The sequence below is a fragment of the Aliiroseovarius sp. S2029 genome (assembly GCF_023195575.1).
Classification (GTDB): Bacteria; Pseudomonadota; Alphaproteobacteria; order Rhodobacterales; family Rhodobacteraceae; genus Aliiroseovarius; species Aliiroseovarius zhejiangensis.
The window spans coordinates 66,789-79,443 of record NZ_JALPQE010000003.1; the positions used below are offsets into that span (position 1 = coordinate 66,789).

The following is a 12,655-nucleotide window of genomic DNA, read 5'->3' on the forward strand; positions in this document are numbered from 1 at the left end:
CAGGTGCGGGACCGGGCGCGCGCCGACCTCACCCCGTGTTGTCTAGCTGCTCCCCCTCCGTCCGAGCAACGCGGACGGTGCGCGCCCATCTTAACCCAAGTGACGTGAGGGACCCGAATTTCGGAGATGATCCATGATGTTAGTCGAGCAGACCACTGTGCCGGGCGCGGTCCTACCGGTCGCCCAATTCAAGGACCACTTACGGCTGGGCACCGGGTTTGCCGATGACGGGGTGCAGGATACGGTGCTGGAGAGCTATCTGAGGGCCGCCATCGCGGCCATCGAATCCCGCACTGGCAAAATCCTCTTGTCCCGCAGCTTTACCTGGACCCTGACCGCCTGGCGCGATCTGGCCACGCAAGCCCTGCCGGTGGCCCCAGTCAGCCAGATCACCGGCCTGAAGATCGTGGATCGCCTTGGCGGTGAAGAGGTGATCAACACCGCCCGCTATGTGCTGGAGCCCGATCTGCACCGGCCACGATTGGTGTCGACGGGCCTGTGTTTGCCAGCCATCCCGGTTGGTGGACAGGTTGTGATCGGATTTGACGCGGGATTTGGTGCCAGCTGGGCCGATATGCCCGCGGATCTGGCCCAGGCCGTGATGCTTTTGGCGGCAAGCTATTATGAAAACCGGTCCGAGGCCGGTGGGGCCTCGATTGGGCAAGCCCCGTGGCCATCCGCTGTGTCGTCGTTGATCCAGCGTTATCGCACCGTGCGCCTGTTTGGCGGTGGAGGTGCCCGATGAAACCGCCGGTTCTGAACCGCAAGCTGACACTTGAAGCGCCGGTGCGCACACCGGATGGGGCTGGGGGATTCACCCAAAGCTGGCAGGCTTTGGGCGAGCTATGGGCCGAAATCAAGCCGCGCACGGGCCGCGAACGAGCCGCCGGGTTTGCCACGGTCTCAACCATCGCGTTTCGCATCACGGTGCGGGCCGCCCCGGATGGTGCCCCGTCGCGTCCCCAACCGGATCAACGGTTTCGCGCCGGATCGCGCCTGTTTCGCATCTTGGCCGTGACCGAGGCTGATGCCAGCGCCCATTACCTGACCTGTTTCGCCCAAGAGGAGGTGTCGGCATGAGCTATGGTGTTTCAGCCGCCTTGCAGCAGGCCGTGTACCAGCGGCTGACCGGCGATGTGGCCCTGTCGACGCTTGTCGCCGGTGCGATCTATGACGCGGTGCCTGCGGGGATCATCACCGGCACCTATGTCAGCCTCGGCCCCGAGGATGTGCGCGAACGGTCCGACATGACCGGGCATGGCGCCATGCACGAAATCACCGTCAGCGTGGTGACGGATGAAGCGGGCTTTCAAAGCGCCAAGCAGGTGGCCGCCGCTGTCAGCGATGCGCTGGTCGATGCCTCGATGACATTGGCGCGGGGCCAGCTTGTTTCCCTGAATTTCCATCGTGCGCGGGCGCGGCGGGTCGAAGACGCCGATGTGCGCCGGATCGACCTGTTCTTCCGCGCCCGTGTTCAAGACGACTAACCCTCAATAACGGAGTGATCCCATGGCTGCGCAAAACGGCAAGGACCTATTGATCAAGCTCGACATGACCGGCAGCGGCGTGTTCGAGACCATTGCGGGCCTTCGGGCCACGCGTCTGAGCTTCAATGCGGAAAGCGTTGATGTGACCAGTTTGGAAAGCACGGGCGGCTGGCGCGAGTTGCTGGGGGGCGCAGGTGTGAAATCTGCCTCGATCTCGGGCTCGGGCGTGTTCAAGGATGCAACGACAGACGAGCGGGCGCGGCAGATCTTTTTTGACAACGAGGTGCCGGACTTCCAGGTGATCGTGCCCGACTTCGGCGTGGTCAAGGGGCCGTTCATGATCACAGCGGTCGAATATGCAGGATCGCATAATGGCGAGGCGACATATGAGCTGTCGATGGCCTCGGCGGGTGAGCTGAGCTTTACGGCGCTGTGATCATGGCAAACCCCTGGACAGGCGAGGTCACGCTGACCATCGACGGCAAGGCGCATGTCATGAAGCTGACCTTGGGCGCGCTGGCCGAGCTAGAGACGCAGTTGGGCGAGGACACGATCATCGGGTTGGTGGAACGGTTCGAGAGCGGTGCGTTTTCGAGCCGAGATGTGCTGGCTCTGATCGTGGCTGGATTGCGGGGCGGCGGCTGGCAAGGCCGCGCGCAGGACCTGCTGGCGGCTGAGATTGCCGGTGGCCCGGTGCGCGCGGCGCAGGCGGCGGGGCAGCTTCTGAGCCGGGCCTTTGCCACACCCGCCCCGGAAGAGGCGCAACCATGAGGTCTGGCCCTGCCTTCGATTGGCCCGGCCTGATGCGGCTGGGGCTGGGGCGGCTTGGATTGCGCCCGGATCAATTCTGGACGCTGACCCCGGTCGAACTGATCGTGATGGCAGGGCTGGATAACCAACCTGCACCGTGTCTGCGGGCGCGGCTGGAAGAACTGGCGTTGGCATTTCCGGATGCCCCGAAATACCCGACTGAAGGAGAACAACCATGAACGGTCTGGACAGCTTTGATGAACAACTGGATGCGCTGGAAACGGCCCTGGGCGGCGCGCAAGCGATGACCGCAGGCTTCGTGTTCGAACTGAAGGGCATGCATTCGACTGTCTCGGACCTGAGCGCGGATGTGAACACCTTGTCATCCGGCATTTCGTCGGGTCTGCGCAAGGCGTTTGATGGTCTGGTCTTTGATGGCATGAAGCTGTCGGATGCGTTGAAGGGTGTGGCGCAATCCATGTCGCAGGCGGCCTATAATGCTGCAATCAAGCCCGTCACGGGACATTTCGGCGATATTTTGGGGCAAGCGGTGGGGGCCGTGACCAACGCCTTCCTGCCGTTTGAAAAGGGTGGGGCCTTTGCGCAAGGGCGCGTGGTGCCCTTTGCCAAGGGCGGCGTGGTCTCAAGCGCGACGACGTTTCCGATGCGCAGCGCCACCGGCCTGATGGGCGAGGCGGGGCCAGAAGCGATCATGCCGCTGGCGCGTGGGGCCGATGGCCGATTGGGCGTGCAGGCCGGGGGCGGCGGTCGCCCTGTCAATATCACCATGAACATCTCGACCCCTGACGTCGAAGGGTTTCGGCGGTCGCAAAGCCAGATCGCCGCGCAAATGTCGCGCGCATTGTCACGTGGTCAGCGCCACCGTTAACCCAGTCATTTCGAACCTAGGAGGGTTTCCCCATGTCTTTTCACGAGATCCGGTTTCCGGCAAATCTGAGCTTCGGGTCCGTTGGTGGCCCGGAACGGCGCACCGAGGTTGTGACTCTTGCCAACGGGTTCGAGGAACGCAACACCCCGTGGGAGCATTCGCGCCGCCGCTATGACGCGGGGATCGGGATGCGGTCGCTCGACGATGTTGAAACGCTGATTGCGTTCTTCGAGGCACGGCGCGGGCAGCTTGTCGGGTTTCGCTGGAAGGACTGGTCGGATTACAAAAGCAGTCTACCGTCGCACCCCCCGGAATACACCGATCAGATCATCGCCTGGGGCGATGGCGAAACATTCGAGTTTCCGCTGATCAAAACCTATCGTTCCGGAGAGCAGACCTATGCCCGGCCCATTCAGAAACCTGTGGACGGCACGGTCAAACTGGGCCTGAAGGGCGATCCGCTGAGCGAGGGCACGCATTTCACCGTGGATTACACCACCGGGATGGTGACCTTCATGACCGCCCCTGAAACCGGGGCCGAGGTGACGGCGGGATACGAATTTGACGTGCCGGTGCGGTTTGACACCGATCGCATTCACACATCGGTTGCCTCGTTTCAGGCGGGTGATGCGCCGAATGTGCCGGTTGTGGAGGTGCGGGTCTGATGGCGTTGTCCTCTGAATTCGAAGCCCATCTGGGTCAAGGTGTCACCACGGTCGCGCGACTTTGGAAGGTCACGCGGCGCGATGGGGTTGTGCATGGCTTCACGGATCACGATCTGGATCTGGTGATGAACGGCGTGACCTTTCGCGCCGACACCGGCATGACCGCCCATGCGCTGAGCCAGACCACCGGTCTGTCGGTTGACAACACCGAGGCTTTGGGCGTTCTGAATGACGCCTCGATCTCGGAACAAGACATTCGCGCGGGCCGCTATGACGGGGCCGAGGTTGAAGCCTGGCTGGTCAATTGGGTGGACACAAGCCAACGCTTTCTGCGCTTTCGCGGTACGGTGGGCGAGCTTGCCCGCGAAGCCGGTGGGTTCCGCGCTGAACTGAACGGCTTGTCCGAAAAACTGAACCAACCGCAGGGGCGCGTCTATCAGATGCCGTGTTCCGCGGTTCTGGGGGATGGGTCGTGCCGGTTCAATCTGAACCAGTCTGGATATCGGCTGGACATCGCGGTGGGGGAAAACACGCATGAGACCACGTTTCAGTTCTCGGATATGGCGCTTTATCCCAACCGGTGGTTTGAACGGGGCAGGCTCACCGTCCTGACCGGTGCGGCCAAAGGCCTGACTGGACTGATCAAGAACGACCGCAAGGGAGCGGACGGTGCGCGGACGGTTGAGCTGTGGGAGTCCCTTCGCGCGTCCATGGTGCCGGGGGACATGGTGCGCCTTGAAGCCGGATGTGACAAGCTGCCGAATACCTGCCGGGTCAAGTTCAACAACTTCCGAAACTTTCGCGGCTTTCCCGACATTCCCGGTGAAGACTGGCTGATGTCCTACCCGGTGGGGCATGGCAAGAACGATGGCGGGGATGCGAAGGAAACCAACGACTTGCTGGATCGGCTGGATTTTGGCCGCGATGGCACCAACCCGTTTTCCCCCGAGTCAGGTGACTGAGTTGACCCGTTTGCAACAAGAAATCGTGGCCGAGGCCCGACGCTGGATTGGCACGCCTTACGTGCATCAGGCGTCTTGCCGGGGCGGCGGGTGTGATTGTCTTGGACTGATCCGGGGCGTGTGGCGTGGGGTGCTAGGGGGGGAACCGGCCCAAGTGCCGGCCTATACCGCCGATTGGTCCGAGGCTGCGGGCGCGGAACGCCTGTGGGAAGCCGCCCGCAAGCACCTGATCGAACGTCCCGTCCCGGCGGCACGTCCGGGCGATGTGCTGCTGTTTCGGATGCAGGGCGGCGCGGTGGCCAAGCATCTGGGGTTCCTCAGTCAAGCCGGTCCGACACCTGCCTTTGTCCATGCCTATTCGGGTCATGGCGTGGTCGAAAACTCACTGTCTGCCCCCTGGGCCCGCCGCATCGTGGCGTGTTTCGCATTTCCTGAAAGGAACAACTGATGGCAACGATCTTACTATCCGCAGTCGGTGCAGCCGCCGGAGCTTCGATTGGCGGGGGCGTTCTTGGCCTTTCATCGGTGGTGATCGGCAAGGCGATTGGGGCGACGGTCGGTCAGGTCATCGACAATCGTATCCTGGGCGAAGGCTCGGAGCCTGTCGAGACCGGCAAGGTCGACCGGATGCGCCTGACCGGTGCGTCCGAGGGGGCCGCGATCCCGATGGTCTTTGGCCGCGCCCGTTTGGGCGGGCAGGTGATCTGGGCCACGCGCTTCAAGGAATCGGTCACGACCACTGGCGGTGGTGGTGGGGGCAAGGGGATGCCATCCCCGCCTGAACCCGAGGTCACGACCTATAGCTATTCGATCAGCCTTGCGATTGCCTTGTGCGAAGGCGAGATCACCCGCGTCGGACGGATCTGGGCAGATGGGAACGAGGTGTCGCCAACAGACCTGAACATGCGCGTCTATACCGGCACTGAATCGCAACTGCCGGACCCGAAGATCGAAGCCGTCAAGGGGGCGGGCAAGGCACCGGCCTATCGCGGCGTCGCCTATGTGGTGATCGAAGACTTGCCCTTGGGCCAGTTCGGCAACCGTGTGCCGCAATTCAGCTTCGAGGTGTTCCGCCCCGAACAGCGCGACCAGCCCAGGGAAGTGGCACGCGGCACCCGCGCCGTCGCGCTGATACCCGGCACGGGTGAATATTCTCTCGCCACAAGCCCTGTCTTTTACAAAAGCGCGCCCGGCGCGGTCGAAGGGTCGAACATGAACACCCCGTCCGGATTGACGGATTTCAAAACCTCTTACCAGATGATGCGGCAGGAAATGCCCAACTGCCGCAACACCGCTTTGGTGGTGTCGTGGTTCGGTGATGATTTGCGCTGTGGCAACTGCCGCGTCCGCCCCCGCGTCGAGCAGAAAGAGGTGGATGGCGACAGCATGCCGTGGAGTGTCTCGGGCGTGAGCCGTGCGCAGGCAGGGCTTGTGCCGAAGGACGACAAGGGACGCCCGATCTATGGCGGAACGCCATCCGACAAAGCCGTGATGGAAGCGATTGCTTTGGCGTCCAATTCCGGCCGCAAAGCGACATTCTATCCCTTCATCCTGATGGAGCAGATGGAGGGCAACACGCTGCCCGATCCCTGGAGCGGCAATCTGGGGCAGGCGGTCCTGCCCTGGCGCGGACGGATCACCACGTCCTACGCGCCCGGCCATGTTGCATCACCTGATGGCACGGCAGGGGCGGTGGCGCAGGTCAACGCATTCTTTGGTGCGGCACAGCCGGGCGATTTCACGGTCACGGATGACGGCGTTGACTATACTGGCCCTGCGGGGTTTTCGTATCGTCGCTTCATCCTTCATTATGCCCATCTATGTGCGGCGGCAGGCGGCGTGGATGCCTTCCTGATCGGGTCCGAGTTGCGGGCGCTGACCCAAATTCGTGGCCCCGGCAACAGCTTTCCGGTTGTTAACCAATTGATCACGCTGGCGCAGGACGTGCGGGCGATCCTTGGGGCGGGCACCAAGATCTCATACGCCGCCGATTGGTCCGAGTATTTCGGTTATCACCCGCAGGACGGGTCGGGCGATGTGTTTTATCATCTGGACCCGCTTTGGAGCCACCCGGATATCGACTTCATCGGCATCGACAACTATATGCCGCTGTCCGATTGGCGTGATGGGTTCGACCATGCGGATGCGCATCACGGGTCGATCTATGATCTGGCCTATCTTCAGTCCAACATCGAGGGCGGTGAGGGATATGAATGGTACTACAAAACGTCTGATGCGCGCGCGTTGCAAATTCGCACGCCCATCACCGATGGCGCGCATGGCGAGCCATGGGTCTTTCGTTACAAGGATCTGCGCAATTGGTGGGAACGGTCGCACCACAATCGTGTCGGCGGCGTGCGTCAGGCGGCCCCGACCGGCTGGCTGCCCGGATCGAAACCATTCTGGTTCACCGAAATTGGCTGTGCCGCCATCGACAAGGGCACCAACCAGCCCAACAAGTTTCTGGACCCGAAAAGCTCGGAAAGTTCAAAGCCGCGCTATTCGAACGGGCGGCGGGATGATCTGATTCAGGCGCAATATCTGCGCGCGATCTATGACTATTGGGCCACGCCTGACAACAATCCGACCCACAGTGCGACGGGTGTTCAGATGCTGGACATGACCCGCGCGCATGTCTGGGCGTGGGATGCGCGACCTTTTCCGCAGTTTCCCAACCGCAAAGGATTGTGGAGTGACGGGGCGAATTACGACCGGGGACATTGGCTGAACGGCCGCGTCTCGGCGCGCTCGCTCGCCTCGGTCGTGGCCGAAATCTGCGAACGGTCGGGGGTGACGCGCTATGATGTCTCGAAGCTTTACGGGCTTGTGCGTGGCTATATCGTCGATCAGGTCGGCGGGGCACGGGCCGCGTTGCAGCCCTTGATGCTGGCCTATGGTTTCGAAGTCACCGAACGCGGGGGGATGTTGGTCTTCAAAACCCGCACCGGGCGGTCCGACCACCTGCTTGATCCGCACAAGATGGCCCTGTCGCCCGATCGCGACACCACGCTGGAACGCATCCGCGATCCCGAGGCCGAGATCGCCGGTCGCGTGCGCCTGACCTATGTGGAAGGGGCCGGGGATTACGATGTCCGCTCGGTCGAGGCGACTTTCCCGGATGAAACCAGCCGGTCGGTCGCCGCCTCGGAGATCCCGCTGATCCTGACCCGGGTCGAGGCGCGGGCCATTGTTGAACGCTGGCTGTCGGAAGCCCGCGTGGCGCGGGACAAGGCGACATTTTCGCTGCCGCCATCCGAGTTGGCGAAGGGGGCCGGGGATGTGATCGAGATGACCACCGAGGCCGGGACCGAACAATACCGGATTGACCATGTGGATCATACCGGTGTGCAGACCCTGCGCGCCGTGCGGGTGGAGCCGGGCCTGTTCCAGCCATCAGACAGCGTCGAGCCTGCGCCTGCGGTCAAACCCTATATTCCCCCCGCACCCGTGTTTCCCTTGTTCATGGATTTGCCGCTTCTGACCGGGGATGAGGTGCCGCACCAGCCCCGTATCGCTGTTGCGGCCAGACCGTGGCCGGGGCGCGTGGCGCTTTACAGCTCGGTCACGGACAATGGCTACGCGGTCAATCGCATGATCACGGATCCGTCGATCATTGGCGTGACGCAATCGGTGCTGGACCATGCACCCTCGGGCATGATCGACCGGGGTCCAGCCTTGCGGGTTGCGTTGACTGACGGGGCTCTGTCGGCCTGCTCCATCGACGACATGCTGAATGGCGCCAATGTGGCGGTCATAGGAGATGGCAGCCCGGATACGTGGGAGGTTTTCCAGTTTGCCGGGGCCGAACTGGTGGGCGAGCGGACATATGACCTGACCTTGCGTTTGCGCGGGCAGGCGGGCACCGATGCCACAGCGCCCCAGTCCTGGCCGGTGGGCAGTTATGTGGTTTTGCTGGGCGCACACCAAGCGCAGGTCCGGCTGGCGTCATCGGCGCGGGGGTTGAGCCGGCATTATCGGATCGGACCGGCCCGCAAAAAGCTGTCAGACCCGTCCTTCCTGCATGAAGTCCATGCGTTCAAGGGGATAGGTCTGCGCCCCTATGCGCCGGTGCATCTGGGCAGTGAGTTGTCTGGTGCGGACCACCTGATCCGCTGGGTCCGGCGCAGTCGTGTGGATGCGGATGCGTGGGATGCCACCGATGTCCCGTTGGGGGAAGCCTTTGAACGCTATCGCCTGCGTGTCATCGACGGTGGGTCGGTCAAGCGCGAGGTCGAGGTTGCAGCACCTGTCTGGACCTATGACGCTATGATGCGCACAGCCGACCTTGTCAGCGGAGCTTACACGGTCGAAGTGGCGCAGGTGTCAGACCGGTTTGGCCCCGGACCGTACGCGCGGCTGGATGTGGCGCTGTAACCATGCGTCCTGTTCTGCCCGGAGATGTCGCGGCTGCCGGATGCGCTCTTTTGGCGCTTCCGGCCAAAAAGCGTCCCGGCGCCATGCTGGAAATGCTGCACCGTGCCGAAGCGGCGGACAGATACCGACGCGCGCTGGGCCAAGCACATCCGGATTGGGGCAATGGCAGCCTTGGATCGGTTGCCATGTCCCTGCCACGAGTGGCCGAGCCGTTCCTGAACGACCCTGATTATGTCGATTGCATGTTGACCGTGTTTGCAGCGCTGAAGGCAAGAAATGACCGGCGCGGGCGCCTTATCCGCTTGCGCAGCTGACGCATTTGGTGACACAGGGATCCAGATCAAGCCGACCTGTCGGGATATCTTCGCCGCAATCCTCGCAAAAGCCGAACTCGTCTTCGTCGATCCGTGCCAGGGCGGCAAGGATGCGTGTGCGCTGGGCCGCGCGGCGCGCACCGGTTGCTTTCGCCATTGCCTGATTCTGCAATGCATCCATCCGGCTGAGCCGCCCCACGGCCTGCTGGTCCAGCTCGACCGTCTTTTGCCCGGATGCCCCGCGCGCATCGCTGCGATCCAGCGCGGCCAGTGCGTCGATCAATTGTGCGCGATATGTTGCGATCCGGGATTCATTCATGTCGGTGATCCGTGCTACCACGGGTTTGCATTTTGAACTCCGACCCTATCTGTTGTAGGGAGGGGCTTCAACACGAGGATTGACCATGGCCGAGAAGCGCGCGCTCGTTACCGAAATCGAACCCGTTTGGGATCGTATTACCCGTGAAGCACGGCAGGCGGTCGCGGATGAACCCTTGATGGGGGGCTTGATCCACGCCTGCGTTCTGCACCACCGTACGCTGGAAAAGGCGCTGTCCTATCGCTTCGCCGCCAAGCTCAGCTCGAACGAAATGAGCATGGTGTTGCTGCGGGAGATTGCAGACGAAGCCTATGCCGACAACCCGGCACTGGCCGAAGCCGCCCGCGCCGACATTGCGGCCGTTCTGGACCGCGATCCTGCCTGCCACCGCATGTTGCAGCCGGTGCTGTATTTCAAAGGGTTTCAGGCGATGCAGGCCTATCGCCTTGGGCATCACCTCTGGAAGCAGGGGCGCAAGGAACTGTCGTATTTCATCCAGATGCGTTGTTCCGAGGTCTATGGCATCGACATCCATCCCGGTGCGCGCATCGGGCGCGGGATCATGATCGACCACGCCCATTCCATCGTGATCGGGGAAACTGCTGTGGTGGGTGACAATGTGTCGATGCTGCATTCGGTGACGCTGGGCGGTACGGGCAAGGAAGACGAAGATCGTCACCCGAAGATCGCCGACGGCGTACTGATCGGCGCCGGCGCCAAGGTTCTTGGCAACATCAAGGTCGGCACCTGTTCACGGATTGCAGCAGGCTCGGTCGTGTTGGAAGACGTGCCAAGCAACAAGACCGTTGCAGGTGTTCCGGCGCGGATCGTGGGCGAGGCAGGGTGCGATTGCCCCTCGATCAACATGGATCAGCGCCTGATCCAGTAACCATCGGCGGAAATCCGCAAACTTGAGATAAATCAATGTTTTGATGTTCCGACTTCATCTATACGAAGCGGTGAACAATGATCGGAGTTCCGAGATGAAACAGATTTGGTTTGCGACGGTGGTGGGTTTTTCGACCCTTTTCCTTGTCGCTGTCGCTGGTTAACCAGCCCGCCAGAACGGGGATACCCCCAGCCGAAATGACCAAGGGCGACGCGTTTGCGCCGCCCTTTTGTATTTCAGATCGCGATTTGCTTTGACGGTTATTGCGACAATTGATCAAAGGCGCGCAAGGCGCGCGCGCCGTACATGTAAGCCGGACCACCCCCCATCATGATGGCCACGGACACGGTTTCGGCCACTTCGTCGCGGGTGGCGCCAGCCTTCAGGGCGGCGCGCACGTGAAAGCCGATGCAATCGTTGCACTGCTTGGCGATGCCGATGGCAATGCATTGCAGTTCCTTGTCCTTGGTGGTCAGCGCCCCGTTCGCCATCGCGGCGCGGTGCATTCCGGTGAACCCTTTCGCAGCCTCAGGATGCGCGGAACGAAACCGCTCTGTATTGGCCGAGGTATCATCAAGTAGGGTTATGAAATCCATCTGCTTCTCCTGTATTTTCAGCATGTTGGAAAAGCACATGGCCCAAGGCGTCCGGGTTCGCCTTGAGCCATGTCAATAGATTGCAAGTTTTGAATGCGACGTTACGCCAACATCGTCATCGGGTTTTCAAGGTTCTCGACAATCGCTTTCAGCAGGTTCGCCCCGACAGCGCCGTCAATGACCCGGTGATCGACCGACATCGTGACGCTCATCACGGTGGCTGTGGTCAATTCGCCATTGTCGCCGACGACAGGTTTCTTGACCCCCGTGCCCACGGCCAGAATACCCGCATGGGGCGGGTTCACGATGGCGTCGAAATTGTCGATGCCGAACATACCAAGGTTCGAGATTGCAAAGCTGCCGCCCTGATATTCATGCGGGGCGAGCTTACGGTCGCGTGCCCGCGCGGCCAGATCTTTCATCTGTTTCGACAGGCTGGACAGGGATTTCTGATCCGCGTCCTGCAAGACTGGCGTGAACAGACCGCCTTCGATGGCCACGGCAACCGCCACGTCGGATGCCTTCATTTGCAACACGCGATCCCCGGCCCAGACCGCGTTGGCCTCGGGCACCTGTTGCAGGGCGATCGCGACCGCCTTGATGATGAAGTCATTGACCGACAGCTTCACGCCACGGCTTTCCAGTTGCTTGTTCAACTGGCTGCGGAAGGCCAGAAGCGCATCCAGCTTGATGTCACGCCGCAGATAGAAATGCGGGATGGTCTGCTTGGCTTCCGACAGACGGGCGGCAATGGTCTTGCGCATTCCGTCCAGTTTGATCTCTTCAAAGTCGCGACCTTCATACATCGCGGCCACGGCATCAGCTGATACGGACGGCGCAGGCGCGGCTGCAGCAGGTGCGCTTGCGGCCTCTGGGGCGGACTTGGGCGCGGTTGCGGTCGCGCCCTCAACATCTGCTTTGATGATCCGTCCCTTGGGACCGGAGCCCTTGATCTGGGCCAGGTCCAACCCTTTGTCCGCCGCAATGCGCCGCGCCAGAGGCGAGGCAAAAATGCGTGTCCCATCAGCGGCTTGCGGGGCAGGGGCGGCAGGTTTAGCGGCGGCGGGGGCTGATGCCTCCTTGGCTTCCGGCGCAGCTTCAGCCTCGGCGGCGGCAGGCGTTGCGGGGGCGCTTTCAGCCACCTCTCCGACCTCTTCGCCTTCTTCAACAAGGATCGCGATGGCGGTGTTCACCTTCACGCCCTCGGTGCCCTCTTCGATAAGAATTTTGCCGATGATGCCTTCGTCAACGGCTTCGAACTCCATCGTTGCCTTGTCGGTTTCAATCTCGGCCAACAGGTCGCCCGAAGCCACCTCGTCACCTTCCTTGACCAGCCATTTGGCCAGCGTGCCTTCCTCCATCGTGGGGGACAGGGCGGGCATCAGAATTTCAGTTGCCATGTCAGTGTCT

16 protein-coding genes are annotated in these 12,655 nt (G+C 62.0%); 13 read left to right on the forward strand and 3 right to left on the reverse strand.

Annotation, left to right across the window (positions count from 1 at the left end; translation table 11 throughout):
- The first annotated feature begins 133 nt into the window (after positions 1-133).
- Genes MUY21_RS07230 through MUY21_RS07285 form a run of 12 tightly spaced genes read left to right on the forward strand, consistent with a single transcriptional unit; the run spans position 134 to position 9,441 of the window.
- Positions 134-745, forward strand: a complete 612-nt coding sequence (locus MUY21_RS07230; protein WP_248409655.1) for a head-tail connector protein — start codon at positions 134-136, stop codon at positions 743-745.
- Positions 742-1,080 carry a phage head closure protein gene (locus tag MUY21_RS07235; protein WP_248409656.1) on the forward strand — a complete coding sequence of 113 codons (339 nt, stop codon included), beginning with the start codon at positions 742-744 and terminating at the stop codon, positions 1,078-1,080. The genes MUY21_RS07230 and MUY21_RS07235 overlap by 4 nt, the downstream gene beginning before the upstream one ends.
- Positions 1,077-1,487: a DUF3168 domain-containing protein gene (locus MUY21_RS07240; RefSeq protein ID WP_248409657.1), complete on the forward strand. Its 411-nt coding sequence runs from the start codon at positions 1,077-1,079 to the stop codon at positions 1,485-1,487. The genes MUY21_RS07235 and MUY21_RS07240 overlap by 4 nt, the downstream gene beginning before the upstream one ends.
- 22 nt (positions 1,488-1,509) lie before the next feature.
- Positions 1,510-1,923, forward strand: coding sequence for a phage major tail protein, TP901-1 family (locus tag MUY21_RS07245; RefSeq protein WP_248409658.1), 414 nt, complete (start codon positions 1,510-1,512; stop codon positions 1,921-1,923).
- A gap of 2 nt (positions 1,924-1,925) precedes the next feature.
- Positions 1,926-2,258, forward strand: a complete 333-nt coding sequence (locus MUY21_RS07250) for a gene transfer agent family protein (protein WP_248409659.1) — start codon at positions 1,926-1,928, stop codon at positions 2,256-2,258.
- On the forward strand, positions 2,255-2,476 hold the full coding sequence (locus MUY21_RS07255) for a rcc01693 family protein (RefSeq protein ID WP_248409660.1): 222 nt from the start codon (positions 2,255-2,257) through the stop codon (positions 2,474-2,476). Before MUY21_RS07250 ends, MUY21_RS07255 begins: the two co-directional genes overlap by 4 nt.
- Positions 2,473-3,126 carry a phage tail tape measure protein gene (locus MUY21_RS07260; RefSeq protein WP_248409661.1) on the forward strand — a complete coding sequence of 218 codons (654 nt, stop codon included), beginning with the start codon at positions 2,473-2,475 and terminating at the stop codon, positions 3,124-3,126. The genes MUY21_RS07255 and MUY21_RS07260 overlap by 4 nt, the downstream gene beginning before the upstream one ends.
- A gap of 32 nt (positions 3,127-3,158) precedes the next feature.
- Positions 3,159-3,791, forward strand: coding sequence for a DUF2460 domain-containing protein (locus MUY21_RS07265; protein WP_248409662.1), 633 nt, complete (start codon positions 3,159-3,161; stop codon positions 3,789-3,791).
- Positions 3,791-4,753: a DUF2163 domain-containing protein gene (locus tag MUY21_RS07270; protein ID WP_248409663.1), complete on the forward strand. Its 963-nt coding sequence runs from the start codon at positions 3,791-3,793 to the stop codon at positions 4,751-4,753. The genes MUY21_RS07265 and MUY21_RS07270 overlap by 1 nt, the downstream gene beginning before the upstream one ends.
- Position 4,754: 1 nt before the next feature.
- Positions 4,755-5,201, forward strand: a complete 447-nt coding sequence (locus tag MUY21_RS07275; RefSeq protein ID WP_248409664.1) for an NlpC/P60 family protein — start codon at positions 4,755-4,757, stop codon at positions 5,199-5,201.
- The gene (locus tag MUY21_RS07280) at positions 5,201-9,127 is read left to right on the forward strand and encodes a glycoside hydrolase/phage tail family protein (RefSeq protein WP_248409665.1); all 3,927 of its coding nucleotides are present in this window, start codon (positions 5,201-5,203) and stop codon (positions 9,125-9,127) included. Before MUY21_RS07275 ends, MUY21_RS07280 begins: the two co-directional genes overlap by 1 nt.
- A 2-nt stretch (positions 9,128-9,129) precedes the next feature.
- Entirely contained in the window at positions 9,130-9,441 is a 312-nt protein-coding gene (locus tag MUY21_RS07285; RefSeq protein WP_248409666.1) for a hypothetical protein, read from the forward strand.
- Here MUY21_RS07285 and MUY21_RS07290 read toward each other — a convergent pair.
- Positions 9,422-9,760, reverse strand: coding sequence for a TraR/DksA C4-type zinc finger protein (locus tag MUY21_RS07290; RefSeq protein WP_248409667.1), 339 nt, complete (start codon positions 9,758-9,760; stop codon positions 9,422-9,424). The two genes, MUY21_RS07285 and MUY21_RS07290, sit on opposite strands and share 20 nt — an antisense overlap.
- An 85-nt stretch (positions 9,761-9,845) precedes the next feature.
- Between MUY21_RS07290 and cysE the strand changes: the two genes are divergently transcribed.
- Complete coding sequence (gene cysE, locus MUY21_RS07295) at positions 9,846-10,649, forward strand: serine O-acetyltransferase (RefSeq protein WP_248409668.1); 804 nt, start codon at positions 9,846-9,848, stop codon at positions 10,647-10,649.
- A 260-nt stretch (positions 10,650-10,909) separates the two neighbouring features.
- Here cysE and MUY21_RS07300 read toward each other — a convergent pair whose 3' ends face one another.
- Both MUY21_RS07300 and MUY21_RS07305 read right to left on the reverse strand, forming a co-directional pair.
- Complete coding sequence (locus MUY21_RS07300) at positions 10,910-11,245, reverse strand: carboxymuconolactone decarboxylase family protein (protein ID WP_191284649.1); 336 nt, start codon at positions 11,243-11,245, stop codon at positions 10,910-10,912.
- A 101-nt stretch (positions 11,246-11,346) separates the two neighbouring features.
- Entirely contained in the window at positions 11,347-12,645 is a 1,299-nt protein-coding gene (locus MUY21_RS07305) for a pyruvate dehydrogenase complex dihydrolipoamide acetyltransferase (RefSeq protein WP_248409669.1), read from the reverse strand.
- Between the last annotated feature and the right edge of the window lie 10 nt (positions 12,646-12,655).